General features: G+C 46.8%; 24 protein-coding genes, 1 tRNA gene and 5 pseudogenes. 22 read left to right on the plus strand and 8 right to left on the minus strand.

The annotated features are described in order from the left end of the window. Window positions 1-28 precede the first annotated feature (28 nt). Both JEU20_RS06815 and JEU20_RS15130 read right to left on the minus strand, forming a co-directional pair. The gene (locus tag JEU20_RS06815; protein WP_198244467.1) at window positions 29-748 is read right to left on the minus strand and encodes a TraI domain-containing protein; all 720 of its coding nucleotides are present in this window, start codon (window positions 746-748) and stop codon (window positions 29-31) included. A 365-nt stretch (window positions 749-1,113) separates the two neighbouring features. Further along, window positions 1,114-1,209, minus strand: a pseudogene (locus JEU20_RS15130) (addiction module toxin RelE); the annotation flags it as partial. A gap of 90 nt (window positions 1,210-1,299) precedes the next feature. On the opposite strand from JEU20_RS15130, the pseudogene JEU20_RS15850 reads away from it, so the two are divergent. Both JEU20_RS15850 and tnpC read left to right on the plus strand, forming a co-directional pair. Then, window positions 1,300-1,530 (plus strand): annotated as a pseudogene (locus JEU20_RS15850) (DUF6444 domain-containing protein); the annotation flags it as partial. 19 nt (window positions 1,531-1,549) lie between these two features. Then, window positions 1,550-2,746: pseudogene (tnpC, locus tag JEU20_RS06820) on the plus strand (IS66 family transposase); the annotation flags it as partial. Here tnpC and JEU20_RS06825 read toward each other — a convergent pair. Both JEU20_RS06825 and JEU20_RS06830 read right to left on the minus strand, forming a co-directional pair. After that, a complete protein-coding gene (locus JEU20_RS06825; protein WP_198244471.1) occupies window positions 2,708-3,421 on the minus strand; it encodes an Arm DNA-binding domain-containing protein in 714 nt (237 codons plus the stop codon). The pseudogene tnpC and the gene JEU20_RS06825 overlap by 39 nt on opposite strands. Continuing rightward, window positions 3,414-3,644 (minus strand): hypothetical protein, encoded by a 231-nt coding sequence (locus JEU20_RS06830; protein ID WP_198244473.1) that lies wholly within the window; start codon window positions 3,642-3,644, stop codon window positions 3,414-3,416. The genes JEU20_RS06825 and JEU20_RS06830 overlap by 8 nt, the downstream gene beginning before the upstream one ends. A 144-nt stretch (window positions 3,645-3,788) precedes the next feature. Between JEU20_RS06830 and JEU20_RS06835 the strand changes: the two genes are divergently transcribed. Then, the gene (locus JEU20_RS06835; protein WP_198244475.1) at window positions 3,789-4,016 is read left to right on the plus strand and encodes a helix-turn-helix domain-containing protein; all 228 of its coding nucleotides are present in this window, start codon (window positions 3,789-3,791) and stop codon (window positions 4,014-4,016) included. Window positions 4,017-4,165: 149 nt separating this feature from the next. Here JEU20_RS06835 and JEU20_RS06840 read toward each other — a convergent pair whose 3' ends face one another. Both JEU20_RS06840 and JEU20_RS06845 read right to left on the minus strand, forming a co-directional pair. Beyond that, complete coding sequence (locus JEU20_RS06840) at window positions 4,166-4,444, minus strand: hypothetical protein (RefSeq protein WP_198244476.1); 279 nt, start codon at window positions 4,442-4,444, stop codon at window positions 4,166-4,168. 197 nt (window positions 4,445-4,641) lie between these two features. After that, window positions 4,642-4,718: transfer RNA gene (locus JEU20_RS06845), tRNA-Arg, on the minus strand. 206 nt (window positions 4,719-4,924) lie between these two features. On the opposite strand from JEU20_RS06845, the gene hemW reads away from it, so the two are divergent. The 10 genes and pseudogenes from hemW (at window position 4,925) to JEU20_RS06890 (ending at window position 14,394) form a co-directional block, all read left to right on the plus strand. Beyond that, window positions 4,925-6,061 (plus strand): radical SAM family heme chaperone HemW, encoded by a 1,137-nt coding sequence (gene hemW / locus JEU20_RS06850; RefSeq protein WP_198244477.1) that lies wholly within the window; start codon window positions 4,925-4,927, stop codon window positions 6,059-6,061. Between the two features lie 73 nt (window positions 6,062-6,134). Further along, window positions 6,135-6,623: pseudogene (locus JEU20_RS06855) on the plus strand (AAA family ATPase); the annotation flags it as partial. Window positions 6,624-6,718: 95 nt separating this feature from the next. Next, window positions 6,719-6,943, plus strand: a complete 225-nt coding sequence (locus JEU20_RS15135; protein ID WP_198245627.1) for a hypothetical protein — start codon at window positions 6,719-6,721, stop codon at window positions 6,941-6,943. A 47-nt stretch (window positions 6,944-6,990) separates the two neighbouring features. Beyond that, window positions 6,991-7,923, plus strand: coding sequence for a transposase (locus JEU20_RS06860; protein WP_245395139.1), 933 nt, complete (start codon window positions 6,991-6,993; stop codon window positions 7,921-7,923). 151 nt (window positions 7,924-8,074) lie between these two features. Beyond that, a pseudogene (locus tag JEU20_RS06865) lies at window positions 8,075-8,587 on the plus strand (AAA family ATPase); the annotation flags it as partial. Next, window positions 8,584-9,471: a DUF58 domain-containing protein gene (locus JEU20_RS06870; RefSeq protein ID WP_245395140.1), complete on the plus strand. Its 888-nt coding sequence runs from the start codon at window positions 8,584-8,586 to the stop codon at window positions 9,469-9,471. The pseudogene JEU20_RS06865 and the gene JEU20_RS06870, both read left to right, overlap by 4 nt. Beyond that, window positions 9,471-9,932, plus strand: a complete 462-nt coding sequence (locus tag JEU20_RS06875) for a DUF4381 domain-containing protein (RefSeq protein WP_198244479.1) — start codon at window positions 9,471-9,473, stop codon at window positions 9,930-9,932. Before JEU20_RS06870 ends, JEU20_RS06875 begins: the two co-directional genes overlap by 1 nt. Then, complete coding sequence (locus JEU20_RS06880; RefSeq protein WP_198244480.1) at window positions 9,929-10,912, plus strand: vWA domain-containing protein; 984 nt, start codon at window positions 9,929-9,931, stop codon at window positions 10,910-10,912. Before JEU20_RS06875 ends, JEU20_RS06880 begins: the two co-directional genes overlap by 4 nt. Then, the gene (locus JEU20_RS06885) at window positions 10,909-12,711 is read left to right on the plus strand and encodes a VWA domain-containing protein (protein WP_198244481.1); all 1,803 of its coding nucleotides are present in this window, start codon (window positions 10,909-10,911) and stop codon (window positions 12,709-12,711) included. Before JEU20_RS06880 ends, JEU20_RS06885 begins: the two co-directional genes overlap by 4 nt. Then, on the plus strand, window positions 12,712-14,394 hold the full coding sequence (locus JEU20_RS06890; RefSeq protein WP_198244482.1) for a BatD family protein: 1,683 nt from the start codon (window positions 12,712-12,714) through the stop codon (window positions 14,392-14,394). A 2-nt stretch (window positions 14,395-14,396) separates the two neighbouring features. On the opposite strand, the gene JEU20_RS06895 is transcribed toward JEU20_RS06890, so the two are convergent. Both JEU20_RS06895 and JEU20_RS06900 read right to left on the minus strand, forming a co-directional pair. Further along, window positions 14,397-15,440 carry a hypothetical protein gene (locus tag JEU20_RS06895; protein ID WP_198244483.1) on the minus strand — a complete coding sequence of 348 codons (1,044 nt, stop codon included), beginning with the start codon at window positions 15,438-15,440 and terminating at the stop codon, window positions 14,397-14,399. 70 nt (window positions 15,441-15,510) lie between these two features. Further along, window positions 15,511-15,690, minus strand: a complete 180-nt coding sequence (locus JEU20_RS06900; protein WP_198244484.1) for a DUF7230 family protein — start codon at window positions 15,688-15,690, stop codon at window positions 15,511-15,513. Between the two features lie 126 nt (window positions 15,691-15,816). Between JEU20_RS06900 and mnmG the strand changes: the two genes are divergently transcribed. The 9 genes from mnmG (at window position 15,817) to JEU20_RS06945 (ending at window position 22,588) form a co-directional block, all read left to right on the plus strand. Beyond that, a complete protein-coding gene (gene mnmG, locus JEU20_RS06905) occupies window positions 15,817-17,688 on the plus strand; it encodes a tRNA uridine-5-carboxymethylaminomethyl(34) synthesis enzyme MnmG (RefSeq protein WP_198244485.1) in 1,872 nt (623 codons plus the stop codon). After that, window positions 17,688-18,314: a 16S rRNA (guanine(527)-N(7))-methyltransferase RsmG gene (rsmG, locus tag JEU20_RS06910; RefSeq protein WP_198244486.1), complete on the plus strand. Its 627-nt coding sequence runs from the start codon at window positions 17,688-17,690 to the stop codon at window positions 18,312-18,314. Before mnmG ends, rsmG begins: the two co-directional genes overlap by 1 nt. Beyond that, on the plus strand, window positions 18,307-19,074 hold the full coding sequence (locus JEU20_RS06915) for a ParA family protein (RefSeq protein WP_198244487.1): 768 nt from the start codon (window positions 18,307-18,309) through the stop codon (window positions 19,072-19,074). The genes rsmG and JEU20_RS06915 overlap by 8 nt, the downstream gene beginning before the upstream one ends. Continuing rightward, window positions 19,074-19,937, plus strand: a complete 864-nt coding sequence (locus JEU20_RS06920; RefSeq protein WP_198244488.1) for a ParB/RepB/Spo0J family partition protein — start codon at window positions 19,074-19,076, stop codon at window positions 19,935-19,937. Before JEU20_RS06915 ends, JEU20_RS06920 begins: the two co-directional genes overlap by 1 nt. 132 nt (window positions 19,938-20,069) lie before the next feature. After that, window positions 20,070-20,438, plus strand: coding sequence for an ATP synthase subunit I (locus JEU20_RS06925; RefSeq protein ID WP_198244489.1), 369 nt, complete (start codon window positions 20,070-20,072; stop codon window positions 20,436-20,438). Window positions 20,439-20,453: 15 nt separating this feature from the next. Next, the gene (gene atpB, locus JEU20_RS06930; protein WP_198245934.1) at window positions 20,454-21,218 is read left to right on the plus strand and encodes a F0F1 ATP synthase subunit A; all 765 of its coding nucleotides are present in this window, start codon (window positions 20,454-20,456) and stop codon (window positions 21,216-21,218) included. Window positions 21,219-21,257: 39 nt separating this feature from the next. Next, window positions 21,258-21,542, plus strand: coding sequence for a F0F1 ATP synthase subunit C (atpE, locus tag JEU20_RS06935; RefSeq protein ID WP_198244490.1), 285 nt, complete (start codon window positions 21,258-21,260; stop codon window positions 21,540-21,542). A gap of 38 nt (window positions 21,543-21,580) precedes the next feature. Next, window positions 21,581-22,054, plus strand: coding sequence for a F0F1 ATP synthase subunit B (locus JEU20_RS06940; protein ID WP_198244491.1), 474 nt, complete (start codon window positions 21,581-21,583; stop codon window positions 22,052-22,054). A 3-nt stretch (window positions 22,055-22,057) separates the two neighbouring features. Next, the gene (locus JEU20_RS06945) at window positions 22,058-22,588 is read left to right on the plus strand and encodes a F0F1 ATP synthase subunit delta (protein WP_198244493.1); all 531 of its coding nucleotides are present in this window, start codon (window positions 22,058-22,060) and stop codon (window positions 22,586-22,588) included. Window positions 22,589-22,593: the final 5 nt, after the last annotated feature.

Genomic DNA, 22,593 nt, shown 5'->3' on the forward strand with positions numbered 1-22,593 from the left:
TATTCCTCTGTTTTAATAGAGGCGACAACTAGTCTGACACAGGGGCATCCGATTGGGACATCGTTTCAATCTTACCCAAGTCATGCAGCAAGGCCGCTACAAGGGTTAATTGCGCTTCACGCTTTGACAGCGTTGAGAAGGCAATAGACTCCAGCCATTCGGCGCATTCCACACTGTGTAGCAACAACCCTCCGGGCATACTGTGATGGTGATTAAAACTCGCTGGTAGTGATATAAAAGGAGCGGCAATGTCTATTCGCGAAAACAACGTCGTCAGCAGCTTCTGCAAGCGCTTATCCTGCAAACGGGCGATCAACGCCAGTAATCGCAACAAAGCGTGAGGCTTGGGTGTTTTGTCAAACAGCGTTTGCAAATAGCTCAACGAATAGTCCGATTCGATCGGTTGCCAATAACGCAATAATCGCAGCGAATGCAGGGGTGCCGAAGACTTTGTGTTTCCCTTTAGCGGTCTTTGTAGCAATTCTGTTTCAACATATAGCACCGACTCCATCGCCGGTAACGACACCTTGTCTGATGCGGGAAGCCACACGCGCATACGGTGCTGATGAGGTAATTGTAACGTCATGATATGGCCGTTTTGCTGTGCCGAATGCTTGGTCAACACCGACTCAAGCTGACAGACTTGGCTGACTCGATTTGTCGCATTTTGACCTGGGTCAGCATGTGTCATACTGTGTTCTGTGACAGCCTGGGTCACCGTAGAAAATACCGCGTCATGTTGTGTCATAGTCTGTCTCATACGTTGTCCCTCCGCTGATTGTTCAAGATGGCATCCAGTTGATTGGCCAGGTAATTGAATAAGGCACTTGCATCGATGAATTTGATGCTCTGTGTTCAGTCAAAATCCAGGCTGACAGTGCATCGCGGTCACAAAGTGACTCAGGTAGACCCAGTCTGACCGATAATGACCTTGTGTCATCGGTGACACAAGCAAATAGTAAACAATCAGTCAAATGTGCCAGCACACTTGGATTTGTTAGATCCGTTTTATCCATCGAGCTTGCGGAATTAAACGATGAATCCAAAGAGCACTGTGAAATAGCGCCAGGATGACTTCCAGATAAATTAAGTGGTTGTGAATGGCTGTTAGACATTGTCATCCTCCTCGTAAATCGCCTCCTTACGATTACCTCGAGACGTGATGTGATACAAGGCACCTGCAAATTCCAGTCTTAAAGGTCTAGCCATTTTTCTTGATCATGAAAATTAAAAAAGAGCGTTGGTTGGTAACCGTTCACAACACTTGCCAAACCACCCAAAAAATCAGAAAATTCGTGTATGAGCAAACTCCCACTGGATTTCACCCAACCGCCACCTTTGCCTGAGACATTAGAAGAGTCTCACCAGGTGATTTTGACGTTGTGGGAAGCGATTAGGCAACTCCAAATCTGGAAAGAGGAACTGGAGGAACAATTAAATAATGGTTCCGACAATTCCTCAGCACCGCCCTCACAAGACAGCCCTAAAAACGCGCGGAACGCCACCGCAAAACCCCGACGGGGCGTAAAAAGGGGCGCAGACGGGCCACAAAAAGCACGAACGGACGTTATTGCCCGAAGACCAGGTCGACCACATCAAGCGCTACTATCCGCATGCAGTCTGTGGTTGTGGTGGAACAGTCCAGATAGATCGTTACCAACGCCATCAAGTTTTTGATTTACCTGAAGTGCGCTATGAAGTCACCGAACATCAGTGCTACGCAGGTTGTTGTCAACGCTGTGGACAGCACCATAAAGCCCATCTGCCCGACGCCGTTCCTGCCGGCCAAATGGGGCCGGGTCTGATTGCCTGGATCAACCTGATAAATGGCCGTTACCACCTGACCTTAAGACAGATTGAAAGTCTGCTCCAGGAACAATGGGGCCTGACCTTCAGTTTAGGAGCTATCAGCCAAAGCCAGAAAAAGCTCAATGACTGGCTGGCCCCGTCTATCTATCAACAAATCGGTGAAGCGGTTCGTGCCGCGAATCTCGGCTATGCCGATGAAACCCGACACTACCGGAATCGCAGCACCTACTGGCTCTGGTCCTTATCCACCGACCAGGCCGCCTACTTTCTGACCCACTATTCGCGCGGTAAAGGCGCGGCCAACGCTTTACTCGGCAACTTCAATGGCGTCTTAGTCACCGACCGCCATGGTGCTTACAACGACTATGCAGCCAATAAACACCAATATTGCTGGGCGCATATCATCCGTAACTTGGAAAAAATAGCCCAACGCCGGGGACAAGCAGGCAAAGACGGTCAAAAATTGCTGAGGCTGGCTCGATTAGGGGTACGATGCGCCAAACGCTGGCAACAAAGCGACTATCAAAGCCAGCATTATCGACAGCGACTGGAAAAGCTCCGTCAACGCCTCAAAACCCAACTGGAACAGAGCGCACTCATCCATGGAAAAACCAAAACCGGCAACAGCTGCCGCAAACTGCTAAAGGATTTTCCAAGGCTCTGGACCTTTCTGGACCATCCCGGTGTGCCGCTGACCAACAATGCCGCGGAGAGGTCGTTGCGCCCTTATGTTATCTGGCGGAAAATCAGTTTTTTCAGTCAATCACACCGCGGCGATCAGTTTCGGCCGATGATCTTGTCCGTGATCGAGACCTGTAGACGGTTAGGGCTTAATCTGTATCAAACCCTCAGAACGATTTGCACTCAGGGTCTGACAGATGGCCAAGTCTCTTACCGCTTACCTATCCCTGAGCAGCAAGCGGTTATAAGGGTGTGAACGGTTACGCACCGTATAATAAGCTTTGAAATCAGCCCGAACATTGGCCAGAATTAGGTTTACTTCATCCAGCGAAAATGGATCGATATGTGACTTTGGTTTTTTTAGCGGTTTAATTCCTCGGTAAGGTGACGTAAAATCAAACCTGTCAGCCGCTTCATTAAGAACCATCCGGAGAATCTTCATATACTTGTTGATGTATTCTGCAGATAACTGTTTGCCATTTTTGCGCGTCACTTTGGCGAGGGAAGCGCGAAATTTCAAAATATCTGCTTTAGTGATGTGGCTGACCTCCATTTCCCCGAACCATTCCATAATCCGGTCATTCAGCATCCGCTTCACCGTCACTTGATGCGAATGTCGCCAACCCACCTGCATTTCATCAAACCATTCGGCGGCAAAGTCCTTAAACTTGGGTTTGGCATCGCCGCTTAGAATTCGCTTGCGGGTTTCCAGTTGATCAAACTTAGCAACCATCGAACTATTAGGAAAATAGGTACGATAGTTGAAGATTCCTAACGTGATTTCCGCATCAATTTTATCCATCACCTTCTGTAAACGGTTACGATTGATTTTGGTATCTTCCAATGTGGTTTGTTCGCGGCAACGGATGTTTTGATATTTGAAGTCAAAGAACAATTTACCGGTTTCTCGACGTACTCGGATACTACCCATGGCAGAAACCTCCTTTGCTTAATGGAATAGCAAAATCGGACTCGGATTGAGTCATATCTGTTTCGATATGTTCCCAGATAAAAAGGATTTTGCGCCCACCAAATGGACGAATATAGTGGCGACCTTCCAGCAATACACTGTCCTTCAATACATTGCGGATCGTACGTGGGTCATACTTGATTTTTTCTGATAATTCGGCAGTGGTTAAATAAGTTAAAGACATAATCTTTCTCCAAATTATAATGTTCTGTAGTAAAATTAATATTTAAATAGAAGAGTATTTTGCTCTCCTGTAGAGCATTATAGGGTCAAAAAAATCTTTTGCAAGTTATTTTGGTCTGCAGTAGATTATTTTTTGGAGTTTAAGATGATTAAATGCCATCTATCTCGTATTATGGGCGAGAGAAAGTTAAAAATTAGTGATGTAGCAAAAGACACAAATATCAATAGAGGAACTATTACGCGCCTTTATCATGAAACCTATACAAGGATAGAAAAAGACGTAGTGGATACATTATGTGAATACTTTAATTGCGAAGTCGGCGATCTATTCGAGTATTTGCCCGATGAACATGTTACAAATGAGTCTGAATAGTTTAGCCTTGAAATATGCAAAAGAGGATTAGTCGTGCAAGCTATCCTCTAATAACGTGTTTTTGTGAGGTAAAACTGAAGAAGCTGTGGGGGGGCGATAATTATCCGCACACATAGCGAAAGCGGAGTGGTACGGATAATATGACATTATCAGTCAAAGGTGGTGGTTTGCAGTTCGGTACAATCCATGATGCCGATTCTGATTTTTACCTTGTTAATAACAGGCTTCGGATTATTTTCTATTTTCTTGGGTTGATCATTGGTTTTTTCAACACTTGGTGTCAAAAGTTCAGGTTTTGTTAGCGATAAGTCTTGTAAGTTTTCAGTTTGACCGGGCGTACCGAAAATTGCCAGTCTCACCTGTATCAAGTTTTGGACGAACTTATCTAGAATTTTATCGAAATCTGATTTAGTCGAAGCTTGAATCACGCTGCAGATTCCGAAAGTACTGGCAAAGAACATTTTAGCTCTAATCAGACCGACTAGCTTTTAAATTAGCCGAAAACAGAAATGAGGGTAAAGGTCAAAATCCTTAATTGAGATCAATGGGTTTTAATGGGCATGGCACAGATAGGGCACACACAGGGCACAGAGCAAAAATGGCCATTTGGGGGTAGAGGTCAAAATGGCGCGCCCGAGAGGATTCGAACCTCTGGCCTCGGCCTCCGGAGGGCCGCGCTCTATCCAGCTGAGCTACGGGCGCAGTGTGAATTGCGATCAAATTATACAGTCTTTTGAGTCATTCAATGATGACTGTTACCCTAAAGCCCAAAAACCGGATGACTGTAACCTCCGGAGGGCCGCGCTCTATCCAGCTGAGCTACGGGCGCGTGGTGAGCGGGTAATTATACCCAATTTTTTTGAGACTGTCTTGAAATCATTGCAGCTGAAGTGGGTTATAATAATGCAATGTCAACACCCATTCCACTTGGTCTTTATATCCATATTCCTTGGTGTATCCAAAAATGCCCTTATTGTGATTTTAACTCGCATGCGGTAAAAGATGATTTCCCCGAGGCAGTTTATGTGGATGCGCTGTTGATGGATTTAAACCAAGACCTTGAACTGTTGGTAAAACCCAAGCCTGTCCAATCAATTTTTATCGGCGGCGGCACACCCAGCTTGTTTGCGCCAGAATCGTTGCATCGTTTGCTTGAGGGTGTTCGGCAGAAGATTCCATTTAGTGGTGATGTCGAGATTACTCTGGAGGCGAATCCCGGCACGTTTGAAAGCGGCAAGTTTGCTGATTTTAAGGCGCTGGGCATTAATCGTTTGTCGATAGGTATTCAGAGTTTCCAAGATAAGCATTTAAAGCGATTGGGCCGCGTGCATAACGCCCGTGAAGCAATGGCGGCGATTGAGATGGCGCAGCAGGCGGGTTTTGACAATATTAATCTGGATTTGATGTTTGGCCTGCCAGAGCAAACAGAAGCTGAAGCTCTAGCGGACATTGAAACGGCCTTATCATTCAAAACGACTCACCTCTCCTATTATCAGTTAACCCTGGAACCGAATACGCTGTTTTATCGCTATCCACCACCTTTACCCGAACATGATGCGCTGTACCTGATTCAGAAAAGTTGCCAACAACGACTCATGGCAGCCGGTTTTCAGCACTATGAAATTTCAGCTTACAGCCAGCCAGGTAAAGAGTGTCAGCATAATCTGAATTATTGGCGTTTTGGTGATTATTTAGGGATAGGTGCCGGTGCGCACGGTAAAATCAGCCGTCAGTTACCCGGTGATATTATTCGTACGCTAAAAGCGAAAAATCCCCGGCAATATCTGTCTCAAGACTCGCTGCGTTCAATACAAAACATTGTAGATGAAGAATTACCTTTAGAATTTATGATGAATCAGTTGCGGTTGAAACAGGGTTTTGAATGGGTTGATTTTCAACAACGCACAGGTTTACCGGCCAGCCGGTTGGAGCCGGCCTTATCGCACTGTGTTGAACAAGGTCTGTTGGCGATTGAACAACAACGGGTTTTTTGTACCGCAAAAGGCTGGGATTTTCTGGATGCGATTCTGGAACGGTTTGTATAACAGCTTCTCAGGAACTTTTATTTGATTTTTTCATCACATAGCGCAGTTTTACCTTAACAAACAGGGAACAGACATGACAGATTCTGTGCAAACACCGGCGCAGTTAGATTTTCAGCAACTTAATCAATTCATTGATGCGCATATTATCGGTCAGGAAACATTGATTGAACGGATGTTGATCGCTTTGTTGGCCGATGGCCATATGTTGGTCGAGGGTGCGCCAGGGCTAGCTAAGACCCGAGCTATCAATGTACTGAGTAAAGGCATTGAAGCCGATTTTCACCGGGTTCAATTTACCCCGGATCTGCTACCGGCGGATTTAACCGGTACCGAAATTTTCCGACCACAACAAGGCATATTTGAATTTCAAAAAGGGCCTTTGTTTCATAATCTGATTTTGGCCGATGAAATCAACCGTTCGCCAGCCAAAGTGCAGGCGGCGTTGCTGGAAGCGATGGCTGAAAGGCAAATCACGGTTGGCAGTACGACTTATCCATTAGCGCCATTATTTATGGTGATGGCGACACAAAACCCGTTAGAGCAGGAGGGTACCTACCCCATAAGCGCCAACTTAAGCCATTAAATCATTGATTACGTGTTGAAAAATAAAGGTGTGGCCACCACATAGAGTCTTTTGCCGACAAAAGTGAAAACCCTATGAAAAAGCAGCCACCTCACATAGATACTCGTTTTGAACAATTTGTGCAAGAACTTCCAGAAGATTATCAACAACAAGCCTATGAATTTAAAGCCTTCACGCGTGCGCGCAAGATCCGTTCGCCCTTACAACTGTTACAGTTGGTGATGCTCTACTGTGGTCTGGATTTCTCCTTGCGGAGTTGCGCCGGCGAGGTGGCTCACTTACAGGGCTCACTTAAGTGATACGGCGGTAAAAAAGACTGGCGGCCTGCGTTCCTTGGGTAAAATCCTTGCTATCGGGCGTATTTGGGTTGCATCAGGTGGTTGACAGTGGTTCATTAAGCTTCGTTATTATTGATGGCTCGACCGTGCAGGAACCCGGTGCGACAGAAACCACGTATCGGCTACATATCGCGATAGATTTGATTTCACTGACATTGCGCCAGGTTGAAGTCAGTACGGACAAGATTGGCGAAAGCCTTGACCATTATGTGCTGGAATCGGGCGATGTCGTGTTGATTGATCGTGGCTACAATCAACCGAAGTCGTTGGTGCCTTTTATTGACCGAGGTGGCGATATTGTGCTGCGCTATAACGCACACAGCATGAATTTATACGAGCTTGACGAGCACGGCAAAATGATAAAAATTGACTGGGAAACGAAATTACAACGTCTCGGGAAACAAGCGGGGGCTATTCCGGTTTATTTGTGCCATGATACTAAACGAATCGCCTGCACGGTACATGCGGTTCCGTTACCTGCCGAAAAAGCGGCGCAAGCCCGGCGTAAAGCGAAACTCAGAGCGCAGAACAAAGGACGTACAGCCCAGGAAAAAACGCTCTATCTCAGTGAATGGGTCTTAATTTTAACGTCCGTGCCGGTCGAGTTGCTCAGCACCGAAACGGCTGCCGCGCTCTATCGTGTACGCTGGCAGGTGGAATTGGTGATCAAACGGCTGAAAAGCCTGTTGGCGATCAATCAATTACGTGCCCGTAAAGACAGTCAATTGGCCGAATTGTATTTACAGGGCAAACTTCTGTATGCGGTGGTTACGGAAAAGATCGCGCAGCGGTGTTTTACCAAGGCCTTGACGAAAATGGATGGGCCGCGTGCATTGACACCCTGGCGTTTGTATAAAACGATTGCTGAGGACATTAAATCAGGATTGAACGCCTGTTTTCCGAAGCAAGAACGCTTTCCCGAGCGTGATTATTTGAAATGATTCGCGTTAGCGAACGCCTTATGGGGTACGAAGCGCAAACGTTCGTTGCAGAGTCTACCTGAACCGATTTTGGGAATGATTCGACAATGCAGAGAGCTGGGCGTAAGTCGTGTTTAATCAAGTGGTTGGGGGCTTAAGTTGGCGCTTATGGGGTACCTACCCCTTGCCTGAAGCGCAACTGGATCGTTTTTTATTGTTCGTTAAGATCGATTACCCCGAAGCCGAGCATGAACAGGCTATCTTGCAACTGGCTAGACGTGAAGCGAAAGGCGAAAAAAGCACGCAAAAAACGCCGTTTACGCCAATCAGCCAACAGACCATTTTTAGTGCTCGACAAGAAGTGTTGGATATTTATATGGCCGAGCCTCTAGAGCAGTATTTATTGCAACTGGTGTTGGCGACGCGCAATCCTTCAACTTATGGAGAAGATTTGGCGAATTGGCTGCAATATGGTGCCAGTCCGCGGGCCAGCATTGCATTGGATCGATGTGCCCGTGCCCGCGCTTGGTTGCATCAGCGCGACTTTGTCAGCCCTGAAGATATTCAGGAAATCGCGTTTGATGTATTACGGCATCGCTTGATTTTGAGCTATGAAGCAGAAGCCGATGACATCAGCAGCGACCGCTTTATTCAAGAATTAATTAACCGCGTACCGGTGCCGTGAAGCCGATTATTCCGCGGCTTCCACAGCAACGTATCCAGATCGACCTGCCCGGTTTAATCCGGCTTGGAGCCTATGCTCGGATGATAAAGGCCGATCGTTTTCGGGTGCGTGCCAGCCAGGGGACAGGTTATCTCTCGGCGTTCAAGGGGCGGGGCATGGAATATGATGAAAGCCGCTTGTATCAGCCTGGCGATGATATTCGCAGCATAGATTGGAAAGTCACAGCCCGAACGGATAAACCCTATACCAAGGTTTACCGGGAAGAGCGGGAATGTCCGGTATTTATTTCCGTCGATAATCGGCAAACCATGCAATTTGCCACCCGCGGTGTATTCAAAGTGGTGCAGGCCAAACAACTGGCGGCATTATTGGCCTGGGCTGCGTTGCAACGCAGTGATCGGGTCGGCGGGCAGATTTTTAGTGATAATACTTGTCGGGAAATAAAACCCGCGCATGGGCGCTCGGCGGTACTTAAATATCTTAAATTATTGAGTGATGGAAGTGCATCGGCGGTTACCGATTTGACGACGGTGTTGATGCGTTTGCAGCATCATGCTCGGCCTGGTAGCCGGATTTATTTAATCAGTGATTTTCGTGGCATTCAAAGTGCCGAAAAAGCCTTACTCAAATTGGCGCGACATTGTGATGTCGCGCTGATTCAGGTGTTTGATCCGTTGGAGAAAGCGTTGCCGCCATCAGGTCGGTATTATTTTACCGATGGTGAGCGAGAGTTGTTGGTTGACGCCAGAGACCGGCAGCGCTTGTTGTGCTATCAACAGAATTTTCAAGCCCGTAAGACCTACCTTGAGCACATCAGCCGCAAATACAATATGCGCTTTGTGTCGTGCAGTACTCAGGATGACCCAGTCAGGATATTGAGCTGATGGCGAATGCGTTACCGTTACAGGATATTGTGTTACCCCCGGCTATTAGTTGGTGGCCGCCGGCTATTGGCTGGTGGCTATTGGTGTTGTTAGTGCCTTTGCTGCTTTACGGGTTATGGCGCTTGATTAAACAACTCAGGCGCAAAACGGCGGTTAAAGTGGCACGGAAGTTATTGCGACAGATTCAGCAGAACAAAGCCTTGACGCCTCGGCAAAAACTGGCGGCGCTATCCGCCTTATTGCGGCGGGTGGCCATCAGTACCCGGCAGGGGTCTGCGGTTGCGGGATTGACCGGTGAGCGCTGGCTGCATTATCTGGATCAGTCGCTGCCGGGGCAGTCGTTCAGCCAAGGTCCGGGGCGCTATCTGGCAGAGGCGCAATATCGTCCGGATGAGCCGGATGACTTGGATATGGCGGCTTTGTTTCAGCTTTGTGATCAGTGGATAAAACGACAACGATGATACATTTTGCATGGCCCTGGTTTTTATTGGCGTTGCCACTGCCGCTGCTGGTTCGTTATGGATTGAGCGAGGTTAGCAGCGAATCCGGGGCGGCTTTAAAAGTGCCTTTTCTGCAAGATTTTAATGTTTTGCAGGCCGATGCGCGGATACAGGTTAGGGCAGGACTGTTTTGGCTGGCATTTTTAGCCTGGTGTTTGTTGGTTGCCGCCGCAACCCGGCCGCAATGGCTGGGGGAACCGATAGAGCAGGCCGTCAGTGGTCGAGATTTGATGCTGGCGGTGGATGTTTCCGGCAGTATGGATGTGCAGGATTTTGTGATTGATGATTATCGTGTTGATCGCTTGACAGCCGTCAAAAAGGTCGCTAGCGAATTTATTGCGCGGCGGGTCGGTGACCGCATCGGTTTGATTTTGTTTGGTACGACACCCTATTTGCAGGCGCCTTTAACGTTCGACCGACAAACGGTTATTCGCTTGTTGAATGAGGCCTTTATTGGTATTACCGATGATGATCCGGCAACCTCGATTGGTGATGCGATCGGTCTGGCCGTTAAAAAACTTAAAAATCACCCGGCCGACAGTCGGGTATTGATTTTACTGACCGACGGTGCCAATACTGCCGGTGCGGTTGACCCCTTGCAAGCGGCGGAGTTAGCCGCACAATTTAAGCTTAAAATCTACACCATCGGGATTGGCGCGGATGAAATGATCGTGCGTGATTTTTTTGGTGCACGGCGGGTGAATCCCTCTCGTGATCTGGATGAAAAAACCCTGAAAGCCATCGCGGCAAAAACCGGCGGACGTTATTTCAGGGCGCGAGACAGTCAGGAAATGGCGCAGATTTATCATATCCTCGACCAATTGGAACCGGTGGAAACCGATCAGGTGTATTTTAGGCCGCGCAGTGAATTGTTTTATTGGCCTTTGTCGCTGGCCTTACTGTTTGCCACGATTGTCGTGGTGGCGAGGGCGCGTACATGATTAACAGTGATTTTCATTTTCTCCGGCCGGAGTGGCTGCTGGCCTTGCTTCCATTAGCGGTTTTGGCGCTGTGGTTATTGCGTCAGCATAAACGACAGGGTAATTGGCTGAATGTGTGTGATGCCGAATTATTACCCTATCTGTTGCAAACACGCGCTGGTGGTCGGGCGAAGGCGCGCGTGTTCTGGCCGTTGAGCTTGGCTTTTGTGTTAGCGGTAATTGCCCTCGCTGGGCCGACCTGGCAGCGGTTACCTGCACCGGCATTTCGTAACGATACCGGTTTGGTGATTGCACTGAATTTGTCGGTTAGCATGGATGCCGACGATATCAAACCGAGCCGCTTGCTACGCAGCCGCTACAAAATCACCGATTTACTGCGTCAGCGCAAAGATGGGCAAAGTGCCTTGCTCGTATACACCCGACAGGCGTTTGTGGTGACACCATTAACCGATGATGTGGAAACTATTTTAAATCTAGTTAGCGGTGTCAATACCGATATTATGCCGATACAGGGGCGTAATACACTGGCGGCCATTCGGCAGAGTGTCGATTTGTTAAAGCAGGCTGGCATTCAACAGGGCGATATTTTATTGGTCACCGATGCGGTTGAAGCGATAGATCCTGCGGCGTTGGAAAAGACACGTGGTCCTTATCGTATATCGGTATTGGCGGTGGGTACTGAAACGGGCGCACCGATTAAACAAACAGGCGGTGGTTTTCTGAAGGATAAAAACGGCAACATCATCGTTGCGCGTCTACAGGTGAAGCCGATGAAAAAGCTGGCCAGTCTGAGTGGCGGTATATTTCAAAGTATGACTGCCGATGATCGTGATATTCAAACCTTGACGCATTTTTTCGATCGTGCTGCGAAAGCTCAGGGGGCTAAAGATGCTCAGTTAAAACTCAATGTATGGCGCGACTTTGGACCGTATCTGTTGTGGCTGGTTGTACCGCTAGCAGCTTTAGGTTTTCGCAAAGGTCTGTTGTGTTTAGCCTTGTTGGTGTTATTGCCGCTGCCGCAAAGCAGTTGGGCGACAGAACACTCGGAAGTGTGGCAAAAATTATGGAAAACCGATGATCAGCGTGGGCAACAGGCGTTTAAGCAGCAACAATTTGAGAGGGCCGCTGAATTGTTTAAACAGCCAGATTGGCGAGCAGCGGCATTGTACAAGGCTGGGAAATATGAACAGGCCGCAAAGATTTGGCAGCAACAAAACAGTGCCGAGGCGGATTATAATCGAGGCAATGCGCTGGCGCAGGCTGGAAAATTGAAGGCGGCGATTGAAGCCTATCAGCAGGCGTTGGCCAAAAAGCCAGGTTTTGAGGCTGCGAAGAAAAATAAAGAACTGATTGAAAAATTGTTGAAACAACAGCAACAGAAGCAACAACAGTCGTCGGATTCAAAAAAATCAGAGTCGCAAAAAAATCAGCAAAATCAGAATCAACAGGACTCGTCTGATACGTCACAGAATGCTGAACAAAACTCAGTGCAGGATCAATCTAAATCGGATAACGGCGAACAACTGAAAGATCAGCGGGGCGATAGTTCTAAACAAACGGAAAGTTCGCCTAAAGATAAAAAAGAATCGGTACGAGATGAAGAAAAGCAGGCTAAGGCTAAACAACCGGCGGATGAATCTAAAGCTGACGCCGAACAAAAAGCGGTGACAACATCGGAAGCGAAAAAACCCAATGAAGATCAGCAGGCCGTTGAGCAGTGGCTCAATCGCATTCCGGATGAGCCATCGGGCCTGTTAAGGCGGAAGTTTCGCTATCAATATCAACAGCGGCGGCAATAAATGTACAGAGTTATTATTTTAATGATCAGTTTTTTGATGCCGGTCGGTGCTGTTTTTTCAGCGACGATTACGGCGACGGTCGATCGCAATCCGGTGGCCTTGAATGAATCGTTTCAGCTTGTTTTTAGTGCGAATGAATCACCGGACGGCGAGCCTGATTTTTCGCCATTACGACAGGATTTTACCATTATCAATCAAGCACAAAATAATCAGATACAACGGATAAATGGTAAAACCAGCCGCTTGATACAATGGACGCTGGTATTGATGGCAAAGCGTATAGGGCGGCTCGAGATTCCGCCAATTGCATTTGGTGATGATAGTTCCAATCCACTTACGATTGACGTCATGTCACCACAAAATGTCAGCGAAGATCGTGATTTGTTTTTAACGGTGGATGTGAATACGCGTGCGCCTTATGTGCAGAGTCAATTGCTTTACACGCTGCGCTTTTATCGCAAAGTGGCTATCAGTCAGGCCAGTCTGGACGAGCCGGAACTGGATGATGCGGTGATCGAGCGCTTGGGTGAAGATAAAAACTTTGATACTGCCATCAAGGGTGTGCGGTATCGGGTCACCGAACGGCGTTATGCGATATTTCCACAAAAAAGTGGTCGGCAAGTGATAAAGCCTGTGATTTTAATAGCTGAAGTCATTAGCGGACGGCAGCGTCGTTTCGGTTTTTTTGGTTCGCAGCTCACCGTACCTAAGCGCATACTATCTGAGTCTGTCGAATTAAATGTCAAAGCTATTCCGAATGATTATCATGGTCATTGGTTGCCGGCCGAGCAAGTTGTGTTACAGGAACAATGGTCAGAAGGCAGCTTGACTGTCAATGTTGGTGAGCCTTTGACGCGCACCTTAACGCTGCTAGCTAAAGGCGCGACGGATAGCCAATTACCCACATTGTGGCCCGATATTGAGATTGAGGGCTTGAAAAGTTATCCCGATCAGCCGGTATTACGTGAACAAAAAAAAGCAGATGGTCTGATTGCCTTCCGGGAAGAAAAGATTGCCTTGATTCCATCGAAACCCGGGGAATATCGATTACCTGAAATTAAAATCCATTGGTTTAACAGTAAAACTGAGCAGGAAGAAGTCTTGAGTCTGCCAGCGGTGACGATACAGGCGTTGGCAGTTAAAATGGCACCGGCATCGTCGCCAGCTGCACAAGACAGCACAGGCACGTTGCCAACAGCACCGCAAAAAACAGCAGCTAACGTGTGTCCTGAGCTATCTGCTCAGTCATCTGGAAATGCTAGCCTGTGGCGCGGATTGGCGGTATTTTTCGGCAGTGCCTGGCTGTTGACACTGGGGGGTGTGTTCTGGCACAGAAAAAAACATACGGAAAAGCCTGAACAAAAAACAGCTGATACGCAGGATTTTTCTGTGTTGAACAAGACTTTAAAACAGGTATGTTATGACAATGATGCTCAGGCGGCGAAGAAGATTCTATTGGAATGGGGGAAGCAGGCCTTTGGTGTCAGCAGTTTAAGTGCGATCAAGGCACATTGCGAAGCACGGCTGCGCGATCAGATCGATGTGTTGATGGCTAGTCTGTACGCGCCGGAAACAAAGCCTTGGGACGGTAAAAAGCTGTATCAGGCATTTGCTGAAAACAATGCTCGACAAAAAACGCGAAAAACGCAGAATGAAGGTGAATTGAAAGATTTATATCAATAAGGTTATTGATTATTGGCCAATTGACCTTCGGTTTTGGATAAGATGCTGGGAACGAGTTTTTCAGAAAAACCAGCGATAAAGCTCCAGATTATCAAGGTAAAGTAACTTTTAGAATTGAGGTCAATTTCTTCAGGTTTAGTGAAGTCAGGGAAAACGCTGCCGGTTATGACGCGGGCGCGGAAAAAATAATAACAAATCAAGGCGGCACCGACTCCGGTAATAATTCGAGTTACAATAAAATGTAATTTATGCAGGTTTTCCAGTTCTTTAAGTGTGATGGTTTCGATTCTGCTTTTTAAAGAAATCAGCATGCTGAAGCATGCTCCCATATAGCCGGTCATCAGAGCGGTAATCGCAAAATGGAGTTGGATTTTGGCAGATTTGGTTTCGGCAAGATCTGGCGTATCGGCGGTAATGGAGTTTAACCAAGTAAATTCGGGGCAATAATTTGTGCAATATTGATAAATACCATCGGGATGTAAAATGCCAATGGCGAGTAAAAATACACTGAGGATGATCGATAAGCCAAATAGTAAGCCGATTTTAAAGCGTGCTTTATTAGCAAAAATACTGCGCAGTTGTCGGTCTTCGTAAAACTTCTGCAAACTAATTAATAATTTTGTCAATAAGGCTTGTTTGTGGCTTAAAGCATCTGATTCTGTATCGACTGAATTTTGTGATGATTCTAAAGGTTGAGCGTGACGCTCAAATTGGTTTTTAAAAAAGCTATATTCATATTCAGGCAAGTAAAGTTCGGCATAATGGAGTCGGTATTGTAATTCCAGATTCAAATCGTCTGGGTCGAGTAAAGGCACTATGAGTAACTCGATGGCCTTAACCTTATCCCAGTCACCCGTATGGTTTAGTTCGTCCAGCTGTTTTTGAATGCAGGGAATCAGTGGATGGTCTTTATGTTTAAATTTTACGCGTTCAAAGTAGGCCGATAAGCGAGTGGCATTTTGGCGTGTAATTTGGTCAAAAAATGAACGCCCAAACCATTGATTAACCCATTTTTTGGCACACAGTAGCCAATCTTCAAAGCGCATTAGTTTTACCTTTTTCTAGTGGGCAAGATGATTCTCTTGTGATTAAAGGAAGGAGCTTTTTCCAGTTGTCTTAATTTACTATGCCCGTTAAGACAATTGGAAAAGGCTCCTGGCCTTTATGTTTGTTGTGGCGTTGATAGCGCGTTTTGTCTTTAAAAATATGCGCTTTGTTAAATTTTCGGGCGTATTTTGCCACCGGGTTCTGTTGGCCGAAGCTCGGCAACGGATTCGATTTGTTTCGTTTTTTCATGATTTTTTCCTCATAAACCATTAAGATATACAGTTCTCTGACTGTGAAACCGGGCAGATAATTCCTTATATGAGTTGCTTTTCCTTGAGATAAAGTATCTTATTCCCATTTGAAGTGTATTGACCAGTGAATTTCCAAAAAAAATTTGACGTAATTGTAATCGGGGGCGGGCATGCCGGCACAGAGGCGGCTCTGGCGGCGGCGCGTAGTGGTGCAAAAACACTGTTGCTGACACAAAATCTCGATACATTGGGGCAAATGAGTTGTAACCCAGCCATTGGTGGTATTGGGAAAGGGCATTTGGTAAAAGAGGTTGATGCGCTGGGCGGCACTATGGCGAAAGCCATCGATAAGGCTGGTATTCAGTTTCGTATTCTGAATGCCAGTAAAGGCCCAGCCGTACGTGCTACCCGTGCTCAGGCTGATCGTGTGTTGTATAAACAAGCGATTCGGGGCATGTTGGAAAATCAGCCGAATCTGGCTTTGTTTCAGCAGACCGTAGCTGATTTGATTGTGCAGGGCGAGCGTGTCATCGGCGTTAAAACGCAAATGGGGCTGTCGTTTAGTGCACAGGCTGTGGTGCTGACGACCGGTACTTTTTTAGGTGGGCGGATTCATATTGGTCTAGAGCAATACAGCGGTGGACGGGCTGGCGATCCGGCCTCTGTGGCATTGGCCGAACGTTTGCGGGAATTGCCTTTGCGCGTCGATCGGCTGAAAACTGGAACACCGCCGCGGATTGATGGCCGTACTATTGATTACAGCAAACTACAAGTGCAGCAAGGTGATACACCATTGCCAGTTTTTTCCTTTATGGGGCGTGTAGAGGATCATCCCGAGCAGATTCCGTGTCATATTACCCGCACTAATCCTGAAACCCATGACATTATTCGCGGCGGTTTGGATCAGTCGCCGATGTACACCGGTGTGATTGAAGGGATAGGGCCGCGTTATTGTCCTTCGATTGAAGATAAGGTGATGCGTTTTGCCGATCGGGATTCACATCAAATCTTTGTCGAGCCGGAGGGCTTGAATACTCATGAGGTATATCCAAACGGTATTTCTACGAGTTTGCCGTTTGATGTGCAATATCGGTTTGTGCGCTCGATGACAGGTTTTGAGCAGGCTGAAATTATCCGGCCGGGTTATGCGATTGAGTATGATTTTTTTGATCCGCGCGATTTAAAATCATCATTGGAAACCAAATATTTAGCGGGTCTATTTTTTGCAGGTCAAATCAATGGCACAACAGGCTATGAAGAGGCAGCCGCGCAGGGTTTAATTGCTGGCCTGAATGCGGCGCGCTTGGTACAAGAAAAAGAAAGCTGGTGTCCGGCTCGGGATGAAGCTTATATTGGCGTGATGATTGATGATTTGATTACCCGAGGAACGCGTGAGCCCTACCGTATGTTTACCAGCCGGGCTGAGTATCGCTTGTTGTTGCGTGAAGATAATGCCGATTTACGCTTGACCGAAAAAGGCCGGGCATTGGGTTTAGTGGATGATGAGCGTTGGCGTTTTTTTGAGCAAAAGCGGGAGCAAATCGCTGTTCTGCAACAGGGGTTATCCAAAAAATGGATTCGCGCTGGCACCGAGCAGGCGCAACAGGCCGAGCAGTTTTGGGGTAAGAAGTTGAATAAGGAAGCCAGTCTGATGGAGTTGCTGCGGCGCCCGGAAGTGGATATCGAGCAATTACTGCAGTTTCTTGATGATGCGCCGGAATTGTTGCCGCAAGTCGCCGAACAAGTGGCTATTCAAGCCAAATATGCCGGCTATATCGATCGCCAGCAAACCGATATCAATCGAGCGCGGCGTTATGATCATCTGCGGTTGCCTGAAACACTGGATTTTACTCAGGTTTCCGGTTTATCTAATGAGGTGAGCGAAAAATTAAAGCAGCAGCGGCCTGAAACACTCGGGCAGGCGTCGAGAATTCCTGGCATAACGCCCGCCGCGATTTCATTATTATTGGTTCATCTGAAGAAGAAAAGCGCCTGATGATGCGGTGTCGAAAGCTATTGGAAGATGGATTGCAGGCGATGAATGTCGATTATTCGGCGTCCCAGGTGGATGCGTTGCTGGATTTTCTGGCGCTGTTGATAAAATGGAATCGGGCTTATAATCTGACTGCAATACGCGACCCGGAAGATATGGTACGTTTGCATTTACTCGATAGTCTGACTGTATTACCTTATCTTAAAGGGAACGCGGTAGCTGATGTGGGTACTGGTGCGGGATTGCCAGGTATTCCATTGGCTATTTTTGCACCGCAGTGTGCGTTTATGCTGCTGGATTCGAATGCCAAGAAAACCCGATTTATTCAGCAGGTTATTTTGGAATTGAAACTACCTAATGTCATCGTCAAGCATGTGCGGGTTGAGCAATTTTCGCCTACGGAAAAATTTTCTACTGTGATTATGCGGGCATTTGCGGATACACCCAAAATTATCGCCTTAACCCGACATTTACTAGCGAAAGGCGGGGTTTTGCTGGCGATGAAAGGGCACGCTCCTGAGCAGGAGTTACAGCATCTTGCTCAGTCGTGGCGATTAATCCCGTTAAAGGTGCCAGGGGTTGAAGCGGAAAGATGTTTAGTTTGCATAGAGGGGCAAAATAATGGGTAAGGTCGTTGCGGTAACCAATCAAAAAGGTGGCGTGGGTAAAACCACCACGAGTGTCAACCTGGCGGCCTCGCTTGCGGCGGCTAAGCGAAAAGTTTTACTCATCGATCTGGATCCGCAGGGCAATGCGGCTATGGGTTGCGGTGTGGTTAAGGATGATCTTGAATATTCCAGTTGTGATTTGTTATTGGAAGATATTCCAGCACAGGAAATGGTGATCAGTAATTCTGAAATAGGCTTTGATATTATTCCCGGGAATGAAGATTTAACTGTCGCCGAAGTAGAGTTGATGGGAGTGCCCAATAAAGAGCGCCGTTTGGCGGATGCTTTGCTAGGGATTAAAAAAACGTATGATTATATTCTGATTGATTGTCCGCCATCGCTCAACATGCTGACCTTGAATGCGATGGTTGCAGCCGATAGTGTTCTGATTCCAATGCAATGTGAATATTATGCGCTGGAAGGGTTGAGTGCATTGATGGCAACTTTGAAAAATATTCGTGAAACAGTGAACCCCAGGCTACAACTAGAAGGAATTTTACGGACAATGTTCGATAATCGTAGTCGCTTGACTAAGGATGTGTCGGATCAATTGCAAGAATTTTTTGGCGACAAGGTTTTTCGAACCTGTATTCCGCGTAATATTCGGTTGGCGGAAGCGCCGAGTCATGGCGTGCCTGTCTTAATGTATGATAAATCGTCACGCGGGGCAGTTGCCTATATTGCCTTAGCGGGAGAAATGATTCGGAAAGAGCAGACATAATGGCAGTAAAAAAAAGAGGCTTAGGGCGTGGCTTGAATGCTCTGCTCGGCGATGTTGAACCAGTTATTTCAGCAGATAAAAAGTCGCAGACGGGGCAGCTTTTGCCCATTGAATTTTTACAACGGGGGAAGTATCAGCCGCGCCAGGATATGGATCCTGATAAATTACGCGAATTAGCCGACTCCATCATCGCGCAAGGCATCATCCAACCCATTGTGGTCAGGCAGCTGGCTGATGAAAAATATGAAATTATCGCGGGAGAGCGGCGCTGGCGTGCTGCGCAACTGGCGCAATTAAAAGAAGTTCCGGTATTGATTCGGGAGCTGGATGATCAGGCCGTGATGGCAATTACCTTGATCGAGAACATCCAACGTGAAGATTTGAACCCATTGGAAGAGTCTGAGGCTCTGCGGCGTTTGCTGGATGAATTTGGCTTGACGCATCAACAGGTGGCGACAGCCATTGGTAAATCCCGAACGACGATTTCCAATCTTCTACGGCTTCTGGATTTGGATTCGGAGGTAAAAAATCTGTTGGCAAAAGGGCAGATTGAAATGGGGCACGCGCGCGCTATGCTCAGTCTGGAGCCAGCATTACAGCGCGATATGGCTGCGAAAGTCGTCAGCCAGGGCCTGACTGTCAGACAGGTAGAGAAGCTGGTTAAGGCATTGCAGTCGAACGAAACAGCCGAGAAGCCGGCGGCACCAAAGAAAGACCCTGATATTGTTCGGTTGGAACAAGAATTAATGGAAAAAACCGGCACCAAGGTGATTATCAAACATGCGCCCCGAGGTCATGGCGAATTGGTCTTTAAATACACCACGCTTGAGGAGCTCGATGGTATTATTGAAAAGATTCAATAGATTGAGCGCGTTAGATCGAGGTGTGGTCAGGTCTGCCGTATTGTTCCTCAGGACAGGCTAAGTTATTGTTTTCTTGCTTTAATGAGAGGGGCTGGATATAATTTGAAAGCTTGATGTGTGAGGGGATGTAAGATGGCAGTCGAAAACCATTTTTCAACTGTCTCAAGGATTTTGGCGATGCAGGTCCTGATGGCTATTGTAGTAGCATCGGGATTTTTTGTGTCAGGTGGATTTGAAGGTGCCAAGTCTCCGCTTTTGGGGTCATTGGTTGCCTTGATACCGAATGGTTATTTTGCCTGGAAGATTTATTTGAGCAGGAATAAAGGTGCGAAAAAGATAGTGCGTGCCTTTTATAGCGGGGAAACAGCAAAGCTGATTTTGACGGCGGCATTATTTGCCGTTATTTTTCAAATCCCCGGGGTGAATTTATTGGCGGTGCTGGCAGGATATGTGGCAGTGTCATCTGTGTTTTGGTTGGCGTTACTATTGTGGCGCGATTGATGAATGAGAGGAAACATGGCTAGCGAAGGCGGAGCAACAGGTTATATTGTGCATCACTTAACCCCCCTGACGGTAGGTGAGGGATTCTGGACATTGCACTTGGATACCTTGTTCTTTTCAGCATTTTTAGGTGGGCTGTTTATCTGGTTTTTTAAAGGCCAGGCAGACAAGGCAACGGCTGGGATTCCGAATTTAACCCAAAATATTGCCGAAATGCTGGTTGAATTTGTCGATGGACAAGTGAAAGATACTTTTCATGGCAAAAGCCAGTTGATAGCACCATTGGGGCTGACTATTTTTTGCTGGGTGTTCTTGTGGAATTTCATGGATCTGATTCCAGTGGATTTATTGCCTGGTATTGCTGGTTTGATGGGCATGGAATATATGCGAGTGGTGCCGAGTACCGATCTGAATGCGACATTCGCAATGTCAATTAGTGTTTTTGTGCTAATTATTTTCTACAGTATTAAAGTAAAGGGCGTTTTTGGCTTCGCCAAAGAATTGACGTGTACCCCGTTTGGGCCGTGGATGATGCCTTTTAATCTGCTATTGAAGGTGGTTGAAGAAATTGCCAAGCCAATATCGTTGGGACTGCGGCTATTTGGTAACTTGTATGCCGGTGAGTTGATCTTCATTCTGATTGCATTATTGCCGCCTTTGATACAACCTATGCTCAGTTTTCCATGGGCAATTTTTCATATTCTGATTATCGTGTTGCAAGCCTTTATATTCATGGTGTTGACCATCGTTTATTTAAGCATGGCGCATGAGGATCACTAATTTTTTATTTTACTGAAATTACTATTACGAGGAGATTTTATGGAAATCGCATCTTTAATTGCTGAAGTACAAGGCCTGACTGCAATCGCTGTGGGTATCATTTTAGGTATGGGCGCTGTTGGAACCGCAATCGGTTTTGGCCTGTTAGGTGGTAAGTTTCTAGAAGGCGCAGCCCGTCAGCCAGAACTGGTTCCTATGTTGCAGGTTAAAATGTTTATCGTAGCTGGTTTGCTTGATGCGGTAACCATGATTGGTGTCGGTATGGCGTTGTTTTTCACTTTTGCAAACCCGTTCCTTTCAGCTGTTCAGTCTGCGGCAGGCTAAGATCAATCCATTAACGACAGCACAATGAGGAAAGCATCATGAGTATCAATGCTACTCTGATCGGGCAGATGATAACGTTTACACTTCTGGTATGGTTTACCATGAAGTACGTTTGGCCGCCAATCATGGAGGCGCTGGAAGAACGGAAAGCAAAAATTGCTGAAGGGCTTGCTGCTGCTGAAAAAGGTCAGGAAGAAATTAAACTGGCGGAAAAGAAAGCGAAAAACTTGCTGAAAGAAGCTAAAGAGCAAGCCGCTGAAATCGTCAGTATGGCGCAGAAACGTGCAAACGAAGTCGTCGAAGAATCAAAGGAAACTGCCAAGAAAGAAGGTGAGCGGATATTGCAGGCCGCAGAAGCGCAGATTGAGCAGGAAATGCAGCAGGCAAAAGAGGCATTGCGTAAGCAGGTAGCTTCATTGGCATTGCGTGCGGCCGAACAGATTCTTAAAGAAGAAATTGATAAGGCCAAGCATAAAGAAATTCTTGAAAAAGCCACAGAACAGTTGGGTTAAGCGATGACTGAATTATCAACATTAGCAAGACCTTATGCGCAAGCGGCATTCAAAAGAGCGAAGGAAGTTGGCGCGGCAGGCGTCTGGTCGGATTCATTGGCTTTTTTGGCGCAGGTGATGCAAGATAAGGCGTTGCAGGCTGTCGTCGATAATCCACGGGTTGAAAAAGAGCGGCTGTTACAGCTAATGCTGGATATCAGCAAAGGCTATATTCATGACGAAGCAGAGAATTTTTTAAAGATTCTGATTGAAAATGATCGTCTTAAATTAATTCCGCAAATTTCTGAGTTGTATGAACAATACAAGGCAGAAGATGAGGGATATATCAATGTTGATCTTTACAGTGCTTATCCAATCACGAAGGACGAGCAGAAAAAGTTTGTAACCAGCCTTGAAAAACTGTTGAGTAAAAAAGTTAACGCAACCGTTAAAGTCGATAAGACACTGATTGGCGGTATTGTGGCAAAAGCAGGCGATAAGGTTATTGACAGTTCAATCAGCGGCCAGCTTCATCAATTAGAAAAAAGGCTCTAACAATA

Origin of the sequence: methane-oxidizing endosymbiont of Gigantopelta aegis (assembly GCF_016097405.1) — a bacterium.
In the GTDB taxonomy this organism is placed as follows: Bacteria; Pseudomonadota; Gammaproteobacteria; order Methylococcales; family Methylomonadaceae; genus Methylomarinum.